Genomic DNA, 24,118 nt, shown 5'->3' on the forward strand with positions numbered 1-24,118 from the left:
AACGGTAACCATAAGGAATATTACTCATTACACGACCTTCTCTTGCTGCATAGATTTTCTCCTCGGCGATTTCGTTCTTTCATCTTCTGCTGCTATTCCCTACACATCTAGTAAAGTAATTCAGACCCTGGACTATCGTCTATCTGACAGTTCAAAAGAATTACCTTTGCTCCTGCTTTTTGGAACTCTTTAGATAAGAATTTCAGACCTGTACATTTACGTAAAAAATGGCTAGGCAGATGAACGTAAATTTCACAATTTTACTTCTACTACTTTGCCACGTAAACTGTGTAAACCAGGATGCTTTAAATTTGATTCACTATAACCATTATCGATGAATTTATATTCATCTAGCAGCTCATATCTACCCCTATCAATTCTACTTTCCAAGTTAGCAAATTAGCTACCTATTATATCCTCTTGTACTTGCCTTTTCAATGAAGCTCTCACATATAAATTTACTACTTTCATTTTACCGTACTTCGTAAAGTTTGCTATTATTAATGGTTTATCTCCATTTTACAAATATATTAACCTTTTATGTCTAATGAGTTAAGCTTACTGTATGCCAATCTCAAGCATACATCTGTACGAACATCTGTTTGCGAGAGCAGTGTGCTAAATATTACAAACAGATTTTACCTAAAACACAAGGTGTCTTTGAAGTAGCAAACATTGAAATCTGAGATACTACTTTAGTAATAAATATTTTAGAAATTTACCAGATAAAAAAAGGCAAAAGAAGCTTCTCTGATGGCTAGTTATTTATATTAACTTTGTAAATTGGTGTTTTTTGTTGTCTTAAACACTTTAACAAGTGTATTTTACACTTATACTAAGTAAAAACCTTGAAAGTTTATAAAGACACGAGGTGCACATAGTACAAAAAATAAAATACAAGACGCCAAGCATGTTAAGTTTTTTACCGTTTAGCCTACACAGACTGAAGACAAATAACAACCCCAGTACTATAGTAAAGGGGTCAGCAGACTTATCAAGTAGTTTTTTTTTCATTGGGCTGGGATGCTACTAAAAGTTTGTTATGTAGGAGAACTTTTTACAGGGTGTATTTACCTCAAATTTTTTGCAACATCAAGTGCTGCATAAGTGAATATTGCACTTGCACCTGCACGTTTAAAACCAACCAAAGACTCATAAATTACTTTGTCATAATCTAGCCAACCATTGTTCGTTGCAGCTTTTATCATTGCATATTCACCACTTACTTGGTAAGCAAAAATCGGAAAATTAAACTCATCACTTGCCATTTTTATTATATCTAAATATGGCATACCCGGCTTTACCATAATAAAATCTGCACCTTCATTTAAATCCATTTCAATTTCACAAATTGCTTCTCTTGCATTTCTGTAATCCATTTGATAGCCACTTTTATCAATAGAATTTGATGATACGCATGAACCAACAATTTGCCTGAATGGTGCATAAAAGCTGGAACAATATTTCACTGCATAAGACAATATTGACACATCCTGAAGGTTATTATCATCTAATACTTTTCTTATCCTTCCTACTCTGCCATCCATCATATCAGAAGACGCAACTATATTACACCCCGCCTTTGCTAAAGCAAGCGCTTGCTTGCACAATATTGATACCGTTTTATCGTTTTCTACATCTATCTGATTGCTTTTTAAGATTCCATCATGACCATGAGTAGTGTATGGATCCAGCGCAACGTCTGCGATAATACCAATACCCGGTACCTTTAATTTTATAGCACGAATTGCCTTGCAGATTAAGTTATCAGAATTGTATGCTTCCTCAGCATTCTCAGATTTTAATTTACTATCAACTACAGGAAAAATTGCAACAGCATTAATTCCTAAATCCTCAGCTTCCTGAGCTATGGAAACCAATCCATCTATTGAGTAACATTTCATGCCAGGTAAGCTAGAAACTAGCTCAGTTGTTTCTTCTCTGTCATGAACAAACAGAGGAAAAATCAAATCATTTACTGATAAAGCGCTTTCACTTGTTAAATTACGAACCCATTTGCTTGAGCGCCTGCGTCTTAACCGTGTGTTTGGAAAATTAAACATCATACCCCTTCTAAAACTACCCTAACAGAAGTAAACATCAATGGCATTTTTGCGATTTCTCCTCAAATTTCATTTTTATGAATAAAATATATAGTTTGTCTTTCTTATCAATCAATTCACTTCTATTTCATGCAACTTTTTTATTTTACCAACAGAAAGACCTATTATTTCAGCTATAGCACCTATAGACATACCTGCCTTAAGTGAATTTTTCGCTACTGCTATTTTAGCTTTCTTCACACCTTCCTCCCTACCCTTCTCTGCTCCAACTTTGATGCCTCTCTCTTTGCTGATTTTGACACCTTCTTCTCTACCTTTTTCAGTAGCAAGATCAAGTCTGTATTCAAGGATGGCTTTTTCTTTCTGTAGATTCATTACTCTTTCTTCATACGCTATTATATCTTCTTCATTCCAATGAAACTCATCTAACCCATCGTATGCTAGCTTTATTATTAGTACTTTTTTGGCAACCCTTTTTAGATCTGTTTCAGTGGTATCCTCTGCATTCTTAAAAAAGAAGCACCAATGCTCTACTATATTTATTAATTGCTCTACTTTACTCTTAGAAAATTTAGGTAGTTCAATAAAGATAAATTGAAAATCTTTCAAGTAATGGCCATTGGTTTTTGTATCATGTATATTATGAGTAGATATATAATCAACCTTTTCAGAGAGTAAGTTACAATTGGAAATTGCAATAAAGAAAACTTTCTTTAAATCAACAATGTAATTACCAGATTTATCTAATTGCCTTGAGTAAGCCTTAACAGCATAAGGTTGAACACGTTTTTCAAAGCCTTTGTTTATAGCGAGCTGCACTTCAATTACACGCCTAGTTCCAGTGGCATCCTTGCAGAAAACATCAACTATTATGCTTTGTTTGTTAGAGGCAATTTCAGGATCGATTATAGCGCTTAAGAATTCTACCTCTTGTATAGCATTTATTTCAGCGAATCCTAAAATATTATTGAGAAAGCAAATAATAATCTTCTTATTCTTTTCAGTGCCAAAGATTTTCTTAAATATTAGGTCAAATTTCAGATCAAGAAATTTTGATAAAGCCATGACACAATAACCTTTAAAACTTTAATATTATATACTATGATACAAAATTTATCAAAAATTTTTTAATATAGTAATCAGCATATATATTTATAACCCTCGACCCGGCAAATTTCCAGTAAAGAGTAGTACTCCTGAAATGAGTATTACCCAAAGCACAGATATTGGTAGAAACACTTTCCAACCAAGACGCATTAACTGATCATATCGATAACGAGGTATTGTTGCCCTAGTCCAAACAAATATAAATAGTAGCAAAACTATTTTTAAAACGAACCAAATTAATCCTGGTATTTTATACAGTAAACTAAGCTTTAGTGGAGGATACCATCCTCCTAAAAAGAATATTGTCATCATAGCACTTCCTAAAATCATGTTTGCATATTCCCCTAAGAAAAAGAGAGCAAAAGGCATTGACGAATACTCGACATTATATCCAGAAACAAGTTCTGCCTCGGCTTCTGGTAAATCAAATGGGTGACGGTTAGTTTCTGCAAGTAGAGAAATAAAAAACACTACTCCTATGGGCATCATTAGCAAATCAATCCAAAACGGCATACTGTGTTTTGTAGCTACCATCTCTCCAAGATTCAGCGTACCAGTCGTAATCACAACTGTGGCCACTATTAAGCCCATTGAGACCTCATATGAAATCATCTGGGCAGCTGACCTTATGCTACCCAAAAATGCATAATTGGAATTACTTGACCAGCCTGCAACAATAATGCCATATATCCCTAGAGAGGATATAGCTAACACATAGAGTACTCCAATATTAACATTTGCTATCACTTTAGGAATCACTATCTGCTGTCCGTTTTCCGTAATTACTTCAGCGCCAAATGGTATTACTGCCCAAACAATTAATGCTAAAATAAAAGTAAGCATCGGAGCCATTATGAACAATATGGTATTTGCTCTAAACGGTATTATCGGTTCTTTGACTAGTAGCTTAATAGCATCTGCAAATGGCTGTAATAGTCCAAAAGGCCCAACCACGCTTGGACCATGTCTCAGTTGAATTGCACCAATGACTTTACGCTCAAAGTACACTAAATATGCAACCGAGAACAGTAGCGGTATCATAATAAATAAGATATTAACTAGCGTGTTCATAAAAAGCCTTAGTACAATTTGCCATTATTTTCGAAGCACGACTTATTGAATCTGTCATATAGAAATTACACTCTTTTAGGAAGAAAGGTACACTACTTAATTTTATCTCGTTGCAGGTAATTGACATCCATTTGTTTTTTACCACTTGATCAGTGTTTCTAAATTGTGGGCCAATAGCATCTAACTTTTTTCTCACGTCAAATAAACTATCATATGGTAAGGAAAGACCCAAATACTGGGATAAATTCTTAATAATCGACCAATCCTCCTTTGCTTCACCAGGGGGAGATACAGCTAACTTTGCCCTCTGCACTCGCCCTTCAGTGTTTACATAAGTTGCATATTTCTCTGTATATGCAGCTCCAGGTAAGATAATGTCTGCCATGTGTGCCCCTCTGTCTCCATGATGGCCTTGGTAAATCACAAAAGCATTTTCTAATTTTAATGTGTTAATTTCATCTGCACCGAGAAGATAAACAACTTCTATCTCGCCACTTTCTGCTTGTTCCAGTATTTGGTTAATATTTTTTCCATCTTTTTTAGGAACGAACCCAATATCTAGTCCACCAACTCTTGCTGCAGCTTTATGCAGCACATTAAAGCCATTCCAGTCATTTCTAACCATGTTAAACTTTTCTGCGATTGCACCAGCTAGAGCTAAAATTGATTCAGAATCATCCCTTGTCAATGCATCTTGACCGATAATGAGCATAGGGTTCTGAGCAGCGCTAAGCAGCTTGCAAAATTTATGATTCCCTTTTGCTATTTCATTTAAAACACCAGGATTATTACCCAACTTTTCAACGTGATATAAGTATTCAATGTCAGGACCGATGCTTGCAATAGGAAAATTACCTTGTAAATATCTTTTTCTTATACGCGCATTAATAATAGGTGCCTCTACTTTGGGATTTGTGTTTATAAGTAGGCATAGATCTACATTTTCTATACCTTCGATAGTGGTATTGAACACATATGACCCACGATTATTTGGTATAAGTTTTGCTCCATCCTGTCTGCAATCTATATTTGATGAACCGAGCTTCTGCATAATTTCTTTCAGTAGAAGCATAGACTCACAATCCGCTAAATCGCCTGCAATGGCAGCTATTTTGTTCGGTTTTGTACTCCTTAGTTTTTTTGCAGCAACAGTTAGTGCTTCATTCCAATCAGCTGGAACTAACCTATTGTCTCTCTTTATATATGGTTGATCGAGGCGTTGCACTTTGAGTCCATCATAAGCAAAACGAGTTTTATCTGATATCCATTCCTCGTTTACTTCTTCATTGAGTCTTGGCAGTATTCGCATAACTTCTGGACCACGATAATCAACTCTAATACTGCTTCCCACAGCATCAAGTACATCTATAGTTTCACAGTGTGATAGCTCCCATGGACGTGCTGTAAAAGAGTAAGGTTTTGAAGTTAAAGCCCCTACAGGACAAAGATCTATTATATTTCCAGATAATTCAGAGCTAATGTGTTTTTTTATGTAAGTGCTGATTTCCATATTCTCTCCTCTTCCAATTCCTCCAAGTTCGTTTGTACCTGCAACGTCAGACAAGAATCTAATACACCGAGTACAATGAATGCATCGATTCATCGCAGCTTCAATCAGTTGCCCAAAATGTTTTTTTGGTATAGCTCTTTTATGCTCATCAAACCTGCTGTTTCCTTTTCCATAGACCACAGTTATATCTTGCAAATCGCACTCACCACCTTGATCACAAATTGGACAATCAAGCGGATGGTTGATTAGTAAAAACTCGAGCACTCCTTCACGTGCCTTTTTGACTTTAGGGGTGTCAGTGTAAATAACCATACCTTCTGCAACTGGCATTGCACAGGAGGCTACTGGTTTTGGAGGTCCACCTTTCACTTCAACCAGACACATTCTGCAGTTACCTGCAATTGCTAAACGCTCATGGTAACAGAAGCGTGGAATTTCAACGCCCACGGTTTCACAAGCTTGAATTATAGTAAGCCCAGGCTTTACTTCACATTCCTGAGAATTAATAGTAATTTTAACCACAAGTTTAAACCTACTATACAGCTTCCCACTTTATAGGGTTACCGCTCACTTCATCTTCAACTAGATTGCCATTATCATATTGAGCAGATATATAATTCATGCGTGAATCACGGTCTATATATCTGACCGGTTTTACTGGCTTATTTTTATACATTTTTTGTTCTGCTTTTTTACGTTGAGTAGGGTTATTTTTACTAGCTGTTTTCGCTTTTCCGTCTGCTGCCATATGAACTCCTAAAAACTTCTTATTTTATTTTAAGACTTAAGTGTATAGCGTCAATATTAAATAACTTTAAAGTTTTAATGAATAGCTAGAAATGCAAAAAGCTACTTGACAAATCTTGCCAACCACTATAGCACTGAAGTATTCAGTCATCTTTAATCTGTGCAGATTAAATAACAAAGTATCACGTAGTTAGCATCTTATGTTTAATTTTTTGCACTATGTGCACCCTTACTTCTTTACAATATTTCTTAGGTTTTTACCTATATAAGCTGGAACGCGCTTATAAAGCATTTAAGACAGTATAGTACGCCAATTTGCAAGATTAGAGAGTAAACACTATCTGCTCGAGATATCTTTTGCCTTTTTTTCTATTTAATAAATCTCTTAATGTTTGTAGCTACTGTCATCCCGCTACTTGTTAGCAGGACCTAGAGATGCCACAAATGAATTGCGAGATAACGTAGGGCTGCGATACCCCAGCGCGTGATGCTGGTTTCTCATACTGAAAAACCATAGGATGATAGAAAATGGTAAATAAACTTACTAGATTCCAGTGTCACGCACTGGAATAATAGGAGAAGAAGGTGCTGGTATGACACCATTTGCTATGTACATATTGTAACATTCGTACAGTTTTAGCAGATCGTTTTAAAAAGCAAACATTCATCATTCTCCTGCAAAATCCCCCACTGAGAAGTAACGCTACTTTAGCTAAAATATGTTTTAAACTTCTGCTAAAACCAAGGCCATTATTATTAACTTTCGTAAAGGTTACACTCAAACTGCATCTCTGATGTTTGGCATATCATATTTAATGTTAAGCATTGAAATTTTGCTATTACCACAAGTATGAACATCGTTATATGATAACTTTATTGTGTAGCACTCTATATGCTTTTGCTACCGTACACTAAATCACCGGACTCTCCTTCTAATTCTACAAACTTCGTTTTTTTCTGATATTTCTTTATTTTATCAAATCCTTATCCAGTGATATCAAAATAGGCAGCGTATTTCCAACATATCCTTTAGCTAAGAGTTCACTTTGAGGATACATGTTTATCTCCCTGCCATAATGAGAGTCTATAAAATAGTTAGAATAGAACTTATCTCCAGCATGTACGTACTCATTAGTGGCATAATACACACAACCGTAACTGAATTGAACTTTATAGTTCCCTACCTCGTTATTAAAAAAAATCATGAATGGCAGTGTAACTACCAGAAACATCATTTATGTAACCCACTACTTAACTCTTAAAGTCCTGAACTTACCATACCATACATAATTATACCAATCAACTAAAAAACCCTTTTTAACTATCCTTTAGCAAGTATCTAGGAAGCGTATTTGTAAGATTGCGACTTTCGTATCTCCCAGTTTTTCACATACTGCTGAACTAACTCAGGATAGTTTTTAATAATTAATAAATTCTCAGCATTCCCTTTTTTAGCTGTCTTAGTAAGGTTAAATGATCCTGTGATGACCTTTTGATTATCAACAATTATTACCTTATTATGGGCGATTTTTGGCTTATCGTCAATCCAAACTGGTATTCCATTTGAAAATAATTTATTGATAACACTATATTTTGAGTGAAGTTGTGATTTATCTAAAATGACTTCAACATCAACGCTACGTTCTTTAGCATTAATCAAAGCCCTTGCAATTGTTTCAAGAGTAAACGTATATTCTTGAACTAAGACAGATTCTTTAGATTGGTCTATTTCACTGATTATCAGTACAGCACAGTCTTCTCCAGGTGAAAAGCAAACCTTAGCTCTTGGACAAGGTGAAAGCACACGACCCGTACAGCAATACAGAAAAAAACATACTAACATAAATAAAAGGTATAAAAGCCTCACAACCTACACCTGAATATATGGTGACAAGCTACATCATAGCTTAATCATCTGTCAATCCATATTCGTCCCACTTCTCTGTAACCTTTTTTACTATTTCTTCACTCATTTCAATCTTCTTTCCCCATTCCCGTTTAGTTTCAGGTGGCATTTTGTTTGTTGCATCAAATCCCATTTTACCTCCAAGCCCACTTTCAGGAGAGGCAAAATCTAAATAATCAATTGGGGCATTCTCTATCATGACCGTATCACGTACAGGATCCATTCTCGTCGATATTGCCCACATAACTTCCTTCCAATCACGTATATTTATGTCGTCATCAACAACTATAATAAATTTTGTGTATAAAAACTGCTTGAGAAAAGAAAATATGCCCATAATAATTCTTTTCGCATGTCCAGGATAAGATTTTTTTACCGACACTACTGCTATTCTGTAGGAACAACCCTCTGGCGGCAGATAAAAATCCACTATCTCCGGAAATTGGTTGATAAGAATCGGCACAAAAATTTCGTTGAGTGCTTCACCAAGAATTGATGGTTCATCTGGTGGCTTACCAGTGAAAGTGCTAAGATAAATCGGGTTCTTGCGCATTGTAATTGCAGTAATATTAAACTCAGGAAACTGCTCAACAGAATTATAGTAACCTGTATGATCTCCGTATGGCCCTTCATTTCGATAGCTATCTAAACTCACATAGCCTTCCAGAACAATTTCCGCGTGAGCTGGCACTTGAAGTGATATAGTCTTACAATTTACAAGTTCAAGGGGCTTCTTTCGCAGCAGTCCAGCGAATTGGTATTCCGACAATGTTTCTGGCACCGGAGTTACTGCAGCAATAAGTGTTGCAGGATCACTACCGATTACAGCAGCAGCAGGAAACTTTATACTTCGCCCATTCTCTTTCCATCGTTTATGGTGGCTTGCCCCACCACGGTGCGCAAGCCAGCGCATTAGAGTCGTTTTTTTATCCATGACCTGCATACGATATATTCCAAGATTAAAATTATCCTGTTTGTCTTCCGTTGGCCCTTTTGTTATCACAATCGGCCAAGTGATAAGTGGTGCAGGTTCATTTGGCCAGCATGTCTGAATGGGCAGCAAACTGAGATCCACATCATCCCCAGTTAACACCACTTCTTGACATGGAGCTTTGTTCACGATTTTACTTCGCATCGACAACACAACTTTTAGCAGAGGAAACATTTTTATGACATCTTTGAGGTTTTTTGGCGGCTCAGGTGATTGCAAAAATGCCAAAAGTTTACCAAGATCTCTTAGTTCACCAGGGCTTATGTTCAACCCAAAAGCGATTCTCTCAATAGTACCAAATAAATTTACCAAAACCGGAATCACACTTTTGCCATTTTCCGTGACAACATTTTCAAAAATGATAGCTGGTCCTTTGTTTAACGAAACTCTGCGGTGAATTTCTGTCATTTCAAGAATCGTTGAAACCTCTTTCTTAATCCTAATCAAATCCCTTTTTTTCTCTAAGGCTTCAATGAAGTCGCGTAAATTGTTGTACATAACTTAAAACAAATCTTCTAGTGTAATCACTGATATACCATATTTTTTAGATATTGGTTCTCAGAAGCTCTATTTGCAGCAATTAACACCCAGAATATCTGCTTCTTTGGCCTCTTTTTTTCTCTATAAACTGCTTTCTTTCTCTTTAACTGTTCAACAAATTCTTTTGTTACCACATAAAGTTTATCATTATACTTTATTTCACAGAGCATTGTACATCCATCTTCTCGATCAAAAACTAAGTCAATCTGAGCACCATTTCCTTTACTGTTTTTTTCTAGTTGATACTGCCAATCTCCACATATGACTGCTATATACTCTATATTTAATTTTCTTCTAATCTTATTAGCATGTTTAAAACACACCACTTTAAATGTTTGCCCTGTCCATGTTTGCCAGGCTGGCTTCTTTATCGCTAATTCCCAATAGTGAGCATCACTTATTATTGCTCTTTTTATTACTTCCTTAAATAGTTCAATCCATGTTAGATAAATAATATATATTCGTCAATTACTCTATAACATACCCCTCTCTTTCCTTTGTTTAGCAGCAAAAACCACTAATAAATCCTACTTCTTCTAAACTCCTTAATTTAGTGGTTAAGCGACCACCCTCAGCAATTTTAGTTGTTTCCGTAAATTCTTTTCTGCTGATTCCTTATTGTTTTTTTTGCAATCGCACGAATAATATTTAGACATGTCTTTGGCTCTTCATACAAAGAATGGAATAGAATATCAAATTCATCAAATAATAAACTATCCCTCTGAAAACAGATTACATTAATATTTTGTGCTGCTGATAGTCCTTTGCTTATTTCCTTAAGATAATACGGTATTTCTCCCATAGCTATATAAATCTGTAATATCTGTTGGTGATTAAGGCTGACTCCTAAATATCTTAGGTACTCTTTAGTTTCACATAAGTTAAAAGGTTGCAAAGAGGTATTCTTGCAGTAATACAATTATGCAATTCTCCTTTGGTATAAATTATACTTTCTAACATCCAAGAAGCCGCTGAACCACATACAACCAAAATAAGTTCCTTTCCTGGTATGTCAACTTATATTCCAAAAATATTCTAATTCTTTTAGAAAATCAGATCTTCTTATAGCTAGCCACAACAATTCATCAAAAAATAAGACAACTTGATCATTTTTACTTGTGTTATTAATAGTAAGTGTTAATTGATATAATGCACACATCCAGTTTTCAGGCACAGCCTTTTTGCACCTCTGTAGAAAGCTCTAGACAATGATTCTGCAAAGATTTCAAGCCTGCTCACTTAGATTACCTTTGTTAAGGCCTGTCTGCTCAAATATGATTACACAATAATATTGGATAAAAAATCGTTTTATTAAATATGTTTTTCCTACACGATGCCGACCATAAACAGCAATAAATTCAGCAGATTGGAAACGAAGCCTATTTTCTAAAATGGCTATTTCCTTTTTTCTACCAATTATTAGTCCGTTCATATAACTTAACGTCGTGCTTGTTAGCATTATACAGGCGGTTATAAGATAATTGACTTTCTTTACCGCCGTATTTACAATCGCTATACGTGGCAGTAAAAGATAGAGCACTTTATAATTGGCCATTCTAACACGCTTTGTCCACCTGATCATCAAGTCCTTTGATGAATTCTATGATTGAGTTCCTCTGCGTAAAGTTTGCACTTGTGGCAAAATTAGCTATAACATACACTTGATATAAATATTTTTATATATTAATATAAAATTTTTTTTTTAGTATAGAAGTAAATGTATATTAAAAATTTTATATTGTAGGTCCTTTAATAAGTTTATGTCTAGAATACCATTTTTATTGATTTTAATAATAGTGATAGCAAGTTTACCAGTAATAAACAATTGGCTTTCATATCACAATCAAACTCTAAACGATGATTATATAGGTGAGAGACTAGATAACTATATAAGTAGAAATTTTGACAAGATTATCAAAATTCTCCGTGAAGAATCAATCAAAAGCAATTACGCTGCTCGGGATAACGCAACTAAAGGTAAAATTTTACAGTACGAAAATAAAATATTTGACCTCGCTTATCCTTATTTAGGAAATGAAAATAGCAATATTATAGCTGTAGGATTTTTTGACTATTCTTGTGGATATTGCAAAGCCATAAAAGATGACATAAAACAGTTAATCAATGACGGCAAAATTAAGTACATCTTTAGGGATACTCCAATACTTGGTAACAACTCTTTAAAGGCAGCAAAAAGTGCTTTAGCTGTCTATTTTATTGATAAAGGAAAATATTTCGATTTTCACTATGCCATCTTAGATCACAAAGGAGAATTTTCAGATGAAAATATATTGGACATAGTAAAAAGCATAGGAATCAATGAGGATAACTTCAATAATTCTATGAAAAATAATGCAGGCAAAATTGAGCAAATGATAAATGATAGCAAATTTTTAGTCAGGGAACTAGGAGCAGGTGGTACACCTTTTTTAATAATCGGAGACAGTCTGTTTATAGGAGCAACCGATTTGGATGTATTACGCAAAAAAGTAGACGAATTAAGCCACAAACAAAACTAATTGTTATAAAATTTTATTTCTTTACTTGACAACCTAAGCAAGTTTGAGTATAGTAATTATAGATGTGATATACTATATAAGTAATGACACGTAGTATTAGTCTAATGTACTATTTTAGCAGGGTTTTAGGCTATTTTCATGTTACCCATTTAGCTACATAAAGTGCTCTCAAGCTATAACGTTTATATAACTTCTTTAATTAAACTATTTAAATTTTTTTCCACAAAAGAATATATGTCATTTACAGAAAATTAGATTTTCAGAAAATATATCCTATGGGTTCACTAAAGGACTGGAATCTTCTACCGACATTGTAATTACCCATAATGGTTATGAACAGCACAACATTTCAATTGACCAAAACCTATGCAAGTGAAAAGACAAGCATATATGCACAATTAAAAGCCAGTACATGGCATAGTAAAAATTTACCTGAACGGTAAAGAAGAGAGCGAATATTCAGTAAATTATTCAACGGGAGAAATAACGTTTATGAAACCACCAGTGAAAGGTATAATAATTATGGCAGGTTTTGAATTTGATGCGCCTACACACTTTGATACAGATTACTTAAACGCTTCTATTGATAACTACGGCAGCAACAGCTGGAACAATATTCCCTTAGTGGAAGTGAAACATCAGTCATAGAGCATAGACCTACATCATATTACAAGCTTAAAGGCAACTGCTAACCTTATGTTTTGTATCCGCTCAGCTCAGCGGTTTAAGAGAGATACTACTTCTTCTTTAAGTTGTACAATTTCATCTTGAGAAAGATCAATAGTTCGAGATATGATATCAATTGATACACCTGCTTTAAGTAGATTCTTTACTACTTCAATTTTTCTTTCCTCCTTACTCTTTTCCTTACCAATTTTTAACCTTAATCTCTAGCATCATCAAGCTTCTGTGCAAGAATAGCTTTTTCATCATGAATACGCTTTATCTCTTGCTCATAAGCTATGAATTCTTTTTCTGACTAATTGAATTTATTTAGTTCTTCATATACTTTCTTGATTATTATATCACTTCCTATTATTCTTTCCAACTCCCTTTTACTGGTTTCCTCTGCATAATTGAAAAAGTAGACCCACTTTTCGACTATACTTTCTAGTTGGTCTTCCTTCGTTTTGGAAAATTTTGGCAATTTAACAAATGTAGAATAAAAATCTTTCAAGTCATGCTCATTAGTCTTTTTATCTCTGATAGTGTGCTTTAATTTATACTCAGACTTATTAGGAAATAGGATACAATCTGCTATAATAGTAAAGATCATTTCTTTAAGATCTTGGTATTGGTTGCCTTTATCAGCTTGTCTCGAATAGGCCCTAGCAGCATAGTATTGGGCACGTTTCTCAAAGCCTTTAGTTTTAGCAACTTACATTTTGACAACTACTTGCACCTCATTTTCATCTCTACAAGTACACCAACAATACTTTGCTTTTTAGAGGTAATCTCAGCATCTATTATAGTGCTTAAAGCACTCTATGTTCTTTATTTAACTTTTGCCAGTAAAGACTAGGATATCATTGAGAAAGTGAATGAGAATATCCTTATTTTTTTCAGTATCAAAGATACGTTAAAAGCTACATCATTTTTTGGATCGAGAAATTTAGAAAAAGCCATAATAAATACAATCAAGAGGTGTTAATAATTATATATTACTCTATATAAATTTTAACTTTCTTATGTTTTAAATTGTTGTCTCACGATTCTTTCGAGAAAATAAGATGTGTTAAACGTAGAAAAGCAGCAGGTCTTGTGATGCACTTAAGCCTTTTTGCTTGAATATTGAGGCCAAGTAATACCTCCTCTATTAATGGGTTGACAAAAAACCATCCTCCCATATTTTTTGGCTCTTCTTGACACCATATAATTTCAGCGTTTTCATATTTTTCAAGTTCAATGCTTAGCTTATCAGCAGGAAATGGATAAAATTGCTCCAATCGTACCACTGCTATATCGTTTATTTTTTGTACTTCACATGCCTCAATTATGTCGTAATAAACTTTACCACCGCATATTATAACTTTACGCATTTTGTCATCTAAAACTAAATTCTTCCTATATTCTGGAATTATCGTAAGGAATCCACCTTTAAAGTCAGATAGATTAGAAACTGCTCTTTTATGACGCAATAGCGATTTAGGTGTAAACACTATCAAAGGTTTACGGAAGTCTCGATGAATTTGCCTGCGTAAAACATGAAAGTAATTCGCTGGAGTAGAGCAATTAACTACTTGCATATTATCTTCCGCGCAGAGTTGTAAAAACCTCTCTATACGCGCAGAGCTATGCTCAGGTCCCTGACCTTCATAGCCATGAGGCAGCAATAAAACCAAACCACTTGATCGTAACCACTTTGTTTCTGCAGACGCAATAAACTGGTCGATCATAATTTTCGTTTGCTCCTAAATTGCTTCAGCTACAAATATTTAGAAAATTTGCCAAGCAAAAAAAGATAAAAAACCCGTAGTAGCTAGTTACTAACTCTTTATTTTAAAAATTTGACGTTGGTTGATGTCTTAACGCTTTATAAGTACGTCTCAGCTTATATAGGTAAGAACTTAGATTTATAAAGACATAAGGTGCACGTGCAAAAATACAAGACTCTCTTGTCATTTTAACCTGCACAGGTTGGAAATTATATAAAACAGCTCTAATGCCATGATAAGAGAGCTGGTAAAGTGTGTCAAGTAATTTTTTGTATTTCTTATAAGCTACTTGAATCTTGGTTTATCAAATCGCAACATTCGTGCAGCTGTTGTTGATAGCCTACAATGTCAATGTTTAAGTATCTTGTTATCTGCACACTCATCATGTTCAATCTCAACTGTGGAGTGCGCTATTTCAAACCTATCTAGTAGTATTTTTTTTATTTCATACAAAATATCAGTGCGTTGTGTATTTTCCTTTACCTTGGCATGCATAGTAATTATAAAATAATTATCAGAAAGTGACCACGCATGTATATGGTGTACATCTACCACTTCAGGTAGTTCAGATATGATCTTACTTTTTATCTCCTCAGTAGATATACCTTCAGGTGCACCTTCAAGAAGTATATGACAAGAATTCTTTAGGATTTTATAGCCGCTATTTAGGATTATCACACTGACAAATATCGATAAAATTGGATCCACTATTTGCCATCCAGTAAGCATGATAATTATTGATGCAAGTATAGCAGCCACAGAACCTAAAATATCTCCTATAACGTGCAGTACAGCACTCCTTATGTTTATATTATTTTCGCATTTACCATGTAATATGAAAAAGACTACGATATTAGCAACCAGTCCAAGTGTGGCTATTATTAACATAATTTTCCACTCAATATTGATTGGAAAAATAAATCTCTTTACCGACTCAATTATAATGATCACTGCAATGAGGAATAAAGTTAAACCATTAACAAACGCTGCAATTATCTGCAGTCTGTGATATCCATATGACCTTTGCAAATCAGATTTCTTGGCTGAAAATTTATGCGCTATCCAGCTTAAGGCCAAGGCAAAGAGGTCAGTAAGCATATGCCCTGCATCTGATAACAGAGCTAGTGAATGTGAAATTATTCCGCCTGCTATTTCCGTAAACATTGTTATTGCAACTATTATTATGGAATAGATTAAGCGCTTAGACTCTGCTGCTGAATGTTTGCCGTTGTGCACTGCTGTCATGTGAAATCTTTTCATGAACAAAAAACGTGGGTAACACTGGGTTCGAACCAGCGACCGCTTGCACGTCAAGCAAGTGCTCTACCAACTGAGCTAATTACCCATCATGGTTTTAGTATAGTGCTTCAGCGGGACAAAAGTCAATTTGCTTTTAAATTTTTGTCCTTGTCACTTTATCCAATACAATGCCAGAATTTAGCTGTAGCTAAATCATAAAGCTTTAGTTATACTCCATATTTTACATATCAAATTAACTACTTATATCTTTTTGTTAAGATGAAAATTATACCAGTATGGAAATTTACTCTTTTTTAGAGAGATCACGTTAAGATTGAAACATACATTTAAAAATCAAACATGAAATGGAGGGTAAAATGTCCAATTATATACAAAATAGCGGAACTAGAGTTATAAGAGACGAATTACAAGCAACAGGTAAGGTCAGAGAAAACGAAGATCAACCTGTTGAAAATATAAAGATCACAAATGACCATGCTTTCTACAAACTCATTTGTGAAAAACTAGTCCAAGGGGACTTTTCGGTGGAGCAGTTTAATTTGCTACACTATGATATCTCTGAGAAGATGATAGAAAAACCTTTTACTATTAAGGAAATAAATGACTTCTGTGAGAAAAATGATATTCCTTTGTTCACGGTAAACGAGTTACTTACTCTTGTGCCAAAAGACGACATAAAGTGTTACGTAGACTATGAAACAGATTCAGTAAGAAATCATGATCACGGATATATTGCTGATCAGATTAATATCAAAGCTTCATATATAAAGGCAGATTTAGTTAACCATCAAAGTTATCAAGATTATATTACGGACTCAGATACGTATTATGGATTTATATATAAAAAGCTTATTGTATCAGATGCTCTTGAAAAGCTCGAGAGAGGCGAAACTGAGGCACAAATAAGAGAAAGTCTTGGTAATATCAATAGAAAAGAAATCAAGGAGTTGTTAGAAAAGGTTCCTCAAGGGAGCCTCAAAGAATGGCTCAGTGATCCAGCGAATAAAGGATATACAGACGTGGAATATCATGTGTTATACGAAAAAATCTCTGAAGAGCTTGTGCATACTAGTATGAGTATTAATCGGATTAAGGAGATATATGATAAGTATGGTATAGTACCTCCAACAGAGAGTGAATTCGAAAGTCTGAAAAAAGTACAGGGAGAAAAGAGATCTATTGAATATCATGAGCAAAAAACAGGTTTAACATTCCAGGGTAGGATAAATCTAAACGTTACTGATAATAATGCTGATAATGAGTTTAGCCTAAACATTGACCTATTTCAGAACAAAAATTTTGAAGATCTTACCGATCAAAATGGTGATGGTGTTATTAATAATGAAGGTCTCCTAAAATCATTAGAAGACACTGTGAAGACGTTCAATGAAGTCTTTGGAATAAAAAAAGATAATAATCCACTTCTAGTATATGGAAACATTGCTAACTTTAGACTGTTCTTGTTTGAAAGTAAGGAAAGCTACCAAAAATATTTAAGTGGCGATCATGATGCTCATATACCAGGCGGTGGTGTAGCACAATTCTCTGACAATAACTATATTAGTAATATGTATTCTCATGCTGAAAACGCTAGAAGTGATTTTAACGGTGATAAAGAAGGGAATTGCAAGGATTATAACTACGTCATCAAGCATGAACTTGTCCATGCGTTAACGTTCTATTTAACTTCTAAGCTGGATCTTGGCAAAGTTTTAATGGAAGGGTTAGCAGAATACGTAACACACTTAACAGAAGGAGAAAAACCAGCTGATTTTGCAAAACTCGTTGGTGAGGAATATAAGGAACATACCTTAGAGGAGATAATCAAAGGAGCTGTTGATCCTTATCAGACAGGAGCAGCAATTATTGCATATATTGAAGAGACTTATCCAAATTTTATTGATAACCTGCTCTATGCAGCAACAGAAGATAGGAAAACTCTGAATGGTCGTTTTTACTTCAAGGAAATGATGCAAAAGATTTACCAAAGCGAAGAAGACAAAATTCAAAAAGGAGAAGGGTTTTCTAATTGGGTAAAAACCTACTCAAGCGCGGAAAATATAACTATTGAGCCTGGCCATGCTCAACATGAGCAACAAGCAGTAGGTAACGAAAAAGATGAAGCGCAGTCTTATAGTTCAAAAGGACAAGTAAGTGAAGATAGAACTGAAGTCCATCCTACTGGTTCATTTCGTGGCTTAGAAGTACCTAAGAAACCAGTAATACATGAACAAAATAAAGGGCAAGAAAACATTGTTCTAAAAGACACAATCCTCAAAATAGAAAAAAGTTATGAGCGAGATTCAGAGGGAAAGCATAAGGCAAATGTAATCATAGATTATTATGACATGAAAGCCTTGTATGATAGAGTTGCTGGAGCGAAAAAGCAATCTGTGTTAAAGTTTTGGAATAAATTGGCTGAATCAGAATATAAGGTTGGTGCTTTGTCAGAAGACAAATACTACTTTAAAGATGGTAAGTTCGTAATTCATGATAGTAACGAGAAAAAGCTTGTAGTGTTACCTGAAGATAAAGTATCGATCAAGATAATGAAGGATGGGAACCATTATGATTTAGCTATATCTAATAAGGAGGGTAAGGTAATAAGTAGTATTACTAAAATAGACAACTTAAACTATGAGTTGCTATTAGATATAAGTGATTTCAGCTTGGAAGCACAAGATAGCACTACGTTTTCAGATCAACACAATGAATATGATCTTTACCTAGAAAATGGCTTAGTGAAAATGTTTGATTGTGCGAGCGATCATATTTACCATGATCATAGCTTAATCTAACAAACACATAAAGAGTTGCTGCTTGAATGCAGTAGCTCTTTGATGTATATGAAGTTTACTATGTAATATTAGATATAAATTATTATAAAACCACACACTTTTTTTGATACTAGCAAGGCCTATAATAGTGCAGCACTGCTTTGCGTATTGCCAGTCCAAATTCCACCTGTTGTAAAATAATATGATCTGTTATATCACTGCTAATTTCAATCCCTCTATTTATTGGCCCTGGGTGCATAACAATTGCATTTGATTTTGCACATAACAACTTTTGTGAATCAAGCCCATACAAATAGAAATATTCCCTATTTGAAGGAATAAAACAACCACTATTCATGCGCTCTTTCTGTAATCTCAGAAGCATAATTACATCGGCATCTTTTATACCCTCAATTAATGAATAATAGATTGAATCTACCTCAGGAAAATGTTTGCAAATTAAAGTTGGCGGTGCAACCAAGCATATTTTTGCTCCAAACATTTTTAGCAATCTTATATTTGATCTTGCAACTCTGCTGTGCAAAATATCTCCACATATAACAATTTTGAGATTTTTTATTTGCTTTTTATGACTACTGATTACAAAATAATCTGCAAGAGCCTGAGTTGGGTGTTCACTGCTTCCATCACCTGCATTAATTAGCAAACAACTAACATGCTTAGCCAGCATGTTCACAATGCCGCTGCTTTTTTGCCTAACCACTATATAGTCAGGGTTCATTGCATTTAACGTTTTTATCATATCCGTCAAATCCTCCCCTTTATTAATAGAAGAAGATTTTACTGGCAAGGTTACAACGTTTGCTCCAAGGCTTTTGGCTGCCATTTCAAAAGACGTAAGTGTACGTGTTGAATCTTCAAAGAATAAATTTATTACTGTTTTATTTTCCAAGATACGACCATTTGCAGCCTTATTTTCTAGATATTGTCCAGCCAATTCAATTATATTTCCCACATCATTGACTGTGAAATCTAGAACACTTAGCAAATCCTTTCTATTACTCATAGTTTCTTTTAATATACAATTGCGATTTAATCTATTCTACTTTTTTACTACTTTTTTTTCAATAAGCTTCTTGCGCAACAATTGTTTTAGCTCAGCCTATAGATATTGCATTAAAACAAAAACTGGTATTAATCGATAGTTAGTACTCTACTTTTATCATAGTCATTATACCAGTAGTGAGTGAGGCTCAAAATGGTCAAAAAAAACTGAAGAAAAAGGTGAACAACTCGATCTAAAAAGCAAAATACTAAACTACCTGCCATGAAAAACAACGCCAACAGAGGAAAAGTAAAAAAGAAAGTATACAACCAGATCGTTTAGAGAAATTTTTGGTCGAAGCTGGCATTATTGCAATAAGAATTAGTGTTATTGCAGTTGGTTTTCTCCTCAGAAGACCAATTGGTGGTGCAGTCGCTATCGGTCTTATAGTTGTTCGATTCTATATCAAATGGCAAGCTTATTACAAGGAATAGCAAAAGAATTGAGTGTAGGTTATTATGCACTCAATTGGGTAAAAGATAAAATACTAGATGCAGGAAAATGAGGAGTAGACAAGGTAAGAAATTCTGAAAAAATAATTGAGAAAAAGTCAATATATAACTTTAAAAATCCTGCCTATTCTCCTAACATAAAGTCAAAGAGTGGTGAAAAAGAAGTTGATTATAAAACAAGAATACTGAAAGACAGATTGTAGGTGCTTTTATTAAAAAAGAGGTAGAAAAAGCTTTTTAAACAATATTAAAATTTAAGTAGATGCTATGCTGTAGATTAAATAAAACCACTTAATAAACCTCGCTAGCCCATCCTATTAATCATGATGCTGAAGGTATTCAGTTATCTTCAATCTGTGCAGATTAAAATGACAAAGTATTACATAGTTGGCGTCTTGTGTTTTATTTTTTGCACTATATGTACCTTATGTCTTCATAACATTTTTAAGTTTTTACCTATATAAGCTGAAACTCGCTTGTAAAGCGTTTAAGACAGTATAATATGCCAATTTGCAGGATTAGAGGGTAAACACTATCTACCACTGGATATCTTTTGCTTTTTTTATTTATTAAATTTTTTAATATTTATAGCTACCGTCATTTTGCTGCTTGTTAGCGGGATCTAGAGATGCCTAGAATGAATTGCAGTATGATAAACTGCGCCCAGCGTCACGCAATGGAATAACACCTTCTTGGTGGATTAAAATCACAGTGTTTATACAGGTGTATTAGAGCATAGAGATACAAAACCCTTTTATGTAAAATCAATCTACAGAATTTATATCTTAAGCCTTATGGTTATTTTTTTACTATGAATGACCTTTTCATGTATAATAATATTTGAAATTGATATTAATTAAATTAAAATATTGGTAAATAATCAACCTAAAGCCTTAATATACTAATATCATATAATTATTTAGTACAACTTATATGATATTAATACTTTGAGATATCAAATTTATGTTGTAATGTTTTACAAAGCTTTTGATAGGTGAGTGTATATGGAAATAATATCATTAAACAATAACTCGTGCAGTGTAGAAATAAAAAAGAAGCTGCTCAGTATAATAACTAAAGTTATAGAAAAAAACACTTGGACTCAAGCTCATGCCGCCGAGAGACTAGGTGTTGATCAGCCAAAGATATCGCAAATTAAAAATGGCAAAACAGATGGTTTTTCTTTAGAACGACTGTTAGGGTTTCTCAAGAAATTCGACCATGAGATAACAATTACGATAACAGAAAGTCAAGCAGTAAAACCTGAAACAGAAAAGGTTAAACGTGAAGTTGGATCTCCATAGGCACAAAGTTGACACTTTGTTTTTTTTGTAGTATAATGTAAAGTTTATCGAGGTAGTATTTTATGGCTGAGTCTGTTATAGAAAAATGTACAGAGCAGGTGAGTAACCGTTTTAAATTAGCCCTACTGGCAAGTCAGAGGACACATGATTTAAATACAGGGGCGAGTAATCCTGTTCAATCAGCTAGATTTAAAGGCCATAAAAACACCATCATTTCTCTGTACGAAATAGCAGAAAGGCAGGTGGATACTCATGAGCTGTTTAGCCTTTTGGTAAGCAGATGCAAGGAGTATATGAAAGGAAATCTGAGTAATACCTACAGCAGTAATACGAGTAAGCTAGAAAAACTACTAAACTTTTCTAATGATCAGTTTAACACAGATGCTGATGTAGATCAAGAAAGTACTGATATTCAGGATGACGAGGTAGAAAATGAAATGAGCAATCAAGATAGTGAGGATATAGATGATGAAGTAGACAATGAAGAGTAAACTAAGTAGAGTCCTATTGGAGTTGTGTAACCTATAAATGATTCATGTTGCTATTTACATGTTACTGCTTTGTATGAGTGCAATGTTGTACCGTATAGCAAAGTTAAGTGACATTTACAATAAGGCTCTAGCGTTTAATCATTTCTCAACACAAGTAATTTTACTCATAACAGCAGTATCGATCATTTTGGATAGTTTTTTTTTGGTTGATATAGCATTGTTGTATGCTAGTGTCAGTTTTATATCAACTATAGCACTAATGAGGTTAATGTTGCTTTGATAATTTATGATAGGGTCTATTTTCATATTTTTAGGTATTTGTTTAGTAACTATTTCAACCATAGGGGTAATTAGATTTACTGATTTCTACACCAGATTACACGCAGCAGGTATTACAGATTCTAGCGGTGCAATGTTATTATTAATTGGTCTCGCTTTGCAGAATGAATTTTCAGTCAATACTGTTAAAATAGTACTATTAATTTTTATAATATGGGTAGCTAACTCAACTAATAGTTATATTTTAGCACGCACTCATTATAAAAGTAAGGAAAAAGCTATTAAGGAAAGTTAAGATGTTAGAAATACTGAATGTAACATTACTTTTACTGCTACTTATAGTTGCTATTTTTATAGTTCTCTCAAATCATTTAGTCACAAGTGGTGTTCTAATGTGTGCATTTAGCTCACTCATCGCACTTATATATCTAATTATGAATGCACCTGATGTTGCAATTACTGAAGCTTCTGTTGGTGCAGGGCTCAGTACAGTTTTTACATTTGCTGCACTCTCTTTAATAAAGAACCATAAAGTAGATTTATCTCACAACCCTATAATACTTTTTTTTATGTTATTTCTAGCTATATGTTTATCACACTTTATGACCCAATTACCAGATTTTGGCAGCTATGATGCTCCCATTCACTCACATGTTGCTCCTTACTATATAGAAAATACTAAAAAAGCCGTTGGCATTCCCAATATAGTAACAGCTGTTTTAGCAGGCTTCCGTGGCTATGACACATTTGGAGAAACTATAGTAGTTTTCACCGCCGCACTTTGCATAACATTAATATTAAAAGAAGAAAAAGAAAATGATTAAAGATCCAGTATTAAATGCAGTAACGTTTTTGATGGTACCTCTTATTATTTTATTTGCTTTATATATACAATTTCATGGTGACTATACCCCAGGTGGAGGGTTTCAAGCAGGAATAATCATTGCCTCTGGGATAATATTATACTCAATGCTATTTGGTGTATCCACAACTCTAAAAGCAATACCTTACTCTGCAATTAAATTCACTAGCATGCTAGGCATTTTTATTTATGGGGGAACGGGTATTGCAACAGTTTTACTTGGCCAAAATTTTTTATCTTACGATATATTGTTAGCTAACAACGTTGCAGGTCAAAAATTGGGTATTTTCTTGGTGGAATTGGGTGTAGCACTTACTGTTTGTTCCTCCATGCTAATCATATATATAGATTTTGCTCGCAGAAAAAAATAATGACTTTATACAATTATACAATTATTACTATATTAATGACGCTAGGTTTATATACCATCATAAATGACAAAAACTTAATTAAGAAAATGATAGGGGTAAGCATTTTCCAAGCATCTGTTCTGTTATTTTACATATCTCTTGGGTATATAAAAAGCTCCTTACCCCCTATATTAGTTTCAAATTCTCACTTATATAGCAATCCTGTACCACACGTTCTAATGCTCACTGCCATAGTAGTCGGAATTGCAACATTTTCAGTTGGATTATCCATAGCAGTAAGAATAGAAGAAAGATATGGAATAATTGATCAAGACAAGCGTATGTGAGTTAACAATGTCTTAAACTATATGAAGTAATAAGTAGCCAC

At 34.1% G+C, this 24,118-nt stretch carries 23 protein-coding genes, 1 tRNA gene and 3 pseudogenes; 10 read left to right on the forward strand and 17 right to left on the reverse strand.

From position 1 onward, the window contains the following. Positions 1-252 precede the first annotated feature (252 nt). From WBM_RS05740 to WBM_RS06295, 12 genes are all read right to left on the reverse strand, one after another. Positions 253-390, reverse strand: a complete 138-nt coding sequence (locus WBM_RS05740; RefSeq protein WP_158676328.1) for a hypothetical protein — start codon at positions 388-390, stop codon at positions 253-255. 680 nt (positions 391-1,070) lie between these two features. Further along, on the reverse strand, positions 1,071-2,063 hold the full coding sequence (hemB, locus tag WBM_RS02200; RefSeq protein ID WP_041571452.1) for a porphobilinogen synthase: 993 nt from the start codon (positions 2,061-2,063) through the stop codon (positions 1,071-1,073). Between the two features lie 111 nt (positions 2,064-2,174). Then, entirely contained in the window at positions 2,175-3,128 is a 954-nt protein-coding gene (locus WBM_RS02205; RefSeq protein WP_011256572.1) for an Rpn family recombination-promoting nuclease/putative transposase, read from the reverse strand. Positions 3,129-3,215: 87 nt separating this feature from the next. Beyond that, positions 3,216-4,241, reverse strand: a complete 1,026-nt coding sequence (nuoH, locus tag WBM_RS02210; RefSeq protein WP_011256573.1) for an NADH-quinone oxidoreductase subunit NuoH — start codon at positions 4,239-4,241, stop codon at positions 3,216-3,218. Next, on the reverse strand, positions 4,225-6,273 hold the full coding sequence (nuoG, locus tag WBM_RS02215) for an NADH-quinone oxidoreductase subunit NuoG (RefSeq protein WP_011256574.1): 2,049 nt from the start codon (positions 6,271-6,273) through the stop codon (positions 4,225-4,227). The genes nuoH and nuoG overlap by 17 nt, the downstream gene beginning before the upstream one ends. A gap of 13 nt (positions 6,274-6,286) precedes the next feature. Next, complete coding sequence (locus tag WBM_RS02220; protein WP_011256575.1) at positions 6,287-6,499, reverse strand: hypothetical protein; 213 nt, start codon at positions 6,497-6,499, stop codon at positions 6,287-6,289. Positions 6,500-7,466: 967 nt separating this feature from the next. Beyond that, positions 7,467-7,646 carry a hypothetical protein gene (locus WBM_RS06280; RefSeq protein WP_225416075.1) on the reverse strand — a complete coding sequence of 60 codons (180 nt, stop codon included), beginning with the start codon at positions 7,644-7,646 and terminating at the stop codon, positions 7,467-7,469. Positions 7,647-7,837: 191 nt separating this feature from the next. Further along, on the reverse strand, positions 7,838-8,365 hold the full coding sequence (locus tag WBM_RS02230) for a phospholipase D family protein (RefSeq protein ID WP_041571453.1): 528 nt from the start codon (positions 8,363-8,365) through the stop codon (positions 7,838-7,840). A 40-nt stretch (positions 8,366-8,405) separates the two neighbouring features. Beyond that, positions 8,406-9,893, reverse strand: coding sequence for a UbiD family decarboxylase (locus WBM_RS02235; protein WP_011256578.1), 1,488 nt, complete (start codon positions 9,891-9,893; stop codon positions 8,406-8,408). Between the two features lie 26 nt (positions 9,894-9,919). Then, positions 9,920-10,261, reverse strand: a complete 342-nt coding sequence (locus WBM_RS06285; RefSeq protein ID WP_011256579.1) for a hypothetical protein — start codon at positions 10,259-10,261, stop codon at positions 9,920-9,922. Positions 10,262-10,515: 254 nt separating this feature from the next. Then, entirely contained in the window at positions 10,516-10,737 is a 222-nt protein-coding gene (locus WBM_RS06290; RefSeq protein ID WP_225416077.1) for a hypothetical protein, read from the reverse strand. A 423-nt stretch (positions 10,738-11,160) separates the two neighbouring features. Next, positions 11,161-11,367, reverse strand: a complete 207-nt coding sequence (locus WBM_RS06295; RefSeq protein WP_225416078.1) for an ATP-binding protein — start codon at positions 11,365-11,367, stop codon at positions 11,161-11,163. Between the two features lie 328 nt (positions 11,368-11,695). On the opposite strand from WBM_RS06295, the gene WBM_RS02245 reads away from it, so the two are divergent. Both WBM_RS02245 and WBM_RS06300 read left to right on the forward strand, forming a co-directional pair. Continuing rightward, entirely contained in the window at positions 11,696-12,454 is a 759-nt protein-coding gene (locus WBM_RS02245; RefSeq protein ID WP_011256580.1) for a DsbA family protein, read from the forward strand. Between the two features lie 414 nt (positions 12,455-12,868). Further along, positions 12,869-13,102 (forward strand): annotated as a pseudogene (locus tag WBM_RS06300) (DUF2460 domain-containing protein); the annotation flags it as partial. Positions 13,103-13,170: 68 nt separating this feature from the next. Here WBM_RS06300 and WBM_RS02255 read toward each other — a convergent pair. The 4 genes and pseudogenes from WBM_RS02255 to WBM_RS02270 form a co-directional block, all read right to left on the reverse strand. Continuing rightward, positions 13,171-14,080: pseudogene (locus WBM_RS02255) on the reverse strand (Rpn family recombination-promoting nuclease/putative transposase). Between the two features lie 122 nt (positions 14,081-14,202). Next, positions 14,203-14,856: pseudogene (gene sucA / locus WBM_RS02260) on the reverse strand (2-oxoglutarate dehydrogenase E1 component); the annotation flags it as partial. A gap of 381 nt (positions 14,857-15,237) precedes the next feature. Next, positions 15,238-16,134: a cation diffusion facilitator family transporter gene (locus WBM_RS02265; protein WP_011256581.1), complete on the reverse strand. Its 897-nt coding sequence runs from the start codon at positions 16,132-16,134 to the stop codon at positions 15,238-15,240. A 27-nt stretch (positions 16,135-16,161) separates the two neighbouring features. After that, positions 16,162-16,234: transfer RNA gene (locus WBM_RS02270), tRNA-Val, on the reverse strand. Positions 16,235-16,505: 271 nt separating this feature from the next. On the opposite strand from WBM_RS02270, the gene WBM_RS06305 reads away from it, so the two are divergent. Continuing rightward, positions 16,506-18,947 carry a metallopeptidase gene (locus tag WBM_RS06305; protein WP_011256582.1) on the forward strand — a complete coding sequence of 814 codons (2,442 nt, stop codon included), beginning with the start codon at positions 16,506-16,508 and terminating at the stop codon, positions 18,945-18,947. 109 nt (positions 18,948-19,056) lie between these two features. On the opposite strand, the gene WBM_RS02280 is transcribed toward WBM_RS06305, so the two are convergent. Further along, positions 19,057-19,953 carry an aspartate carbamoyltransferase catalytic subunit gene (locus tag WBM_RS02280; protein WP_011256583.1) on the reverse strand — a complete coding sequence of 299 codons (897 nt, stop codon included), beginning with the start codon at positions 19,951-19,953 and terminating at the stop codon, positions 19,057-19,059. A gap of 1,495 nt (positions 19,954-21,448) precedes the next feature. Between WBM_RS02280 and WBM_RS02285 the strand changes: the two genes are divergently transcribed. From WBM_RS02285 to WBM_RS02315, 7 genes are all read left to right on the forward strand, one after another. Beyond that, entirely contained in the window at positions 21,449-21,748 is a 300-nt protein-coding gene (locus tag WBM_RS02285) for a helix-turn-helix domain-containing protein (protein WP_011256584.1), read from the forward strand. 62 nt (positions 21,749-21,810) lie between these two features. Continuing rightward, complete coding sequence (rpoZ, locus tag WBM_RS02290) at positions 21,811-22,239, forward strand: DNA-directed RNA polymerase subunit omega (protein WP_011256585.1); 429 nt, start codon at positions 21,811-21,813, stop codon at positions 22,237-22,239. Between the two features lie 37 nt (positions 22,240-22,276). Then, a complete protein-coding gene (locus WBM_RS02295) occupies positions 22,277-22,519 on the forward strand; it encodes a monovalent cation/H+ antiporter complex subunit F (protein ID WP_011256586.1) in 243 nt (80 codons plus the stop codon). A 6-nt stretch (positions 22,520-22,525) separates the two neighbouring features. Next, entirely contained in the window at positions 22,526-22,813 is a 288-nt protein-coding gene (gene mnhG, locus WBM_RS02300) for a monovalent cation/H(+) antiporter subunit G (RefSeq protein WP_011256587.1), read from the forward strand. Between the two features lies 1 nt (position 22,814). Next, complete coding sequence (locus WBM_RS02305; RefSeq protein WP_011256588.1) at positions 22,815-23,342, forward strand: DUF4040 domain-containing protein; 528 nt, start codon at positions 22,815-22,817, stop codon at positions 23,340-23,342. Continuing rightward, positions 23,335-23,751, forward strand: a complete 417-nt coding sequence (locus WBM_RS02310) for a Na(+)/H(+) antiporter subunit B (RefSeq protein WP_011256589.1) — start codon at positions 23,335-23,337, stop codon at positions 23,749-23,751. Before WBM_RS02305 ends, WBM_RS02310 begins: the two co-directional genes overlap by 8 nt. Then, a complete protein-coding gene (locus tag WBM_RS02315; RefSeq protein WP_011256590.1) occupies positions 23,751-24,077 on the forward strand; it encodes a cation:proton antiporter subunit C in 327 nt (108 codons plus the stop codon). Before WBM_RS02310 ends, WBM_RS02315 begins: the two co-directional genes overlap by 1 nt. The last annotated feature ends 41 nt before the right edge of the window (positions 24,078-24,118 follow it).

The organism is Wolbachia endosymbiont strain TRS of Brugia malayi (assembly GCF_000008385.1).
Lineage (GTDB): Bacteria > Pseudomonadota > Alphaproteobacteria > Rickettsiales > Anaplasmataceae > Wolbachia.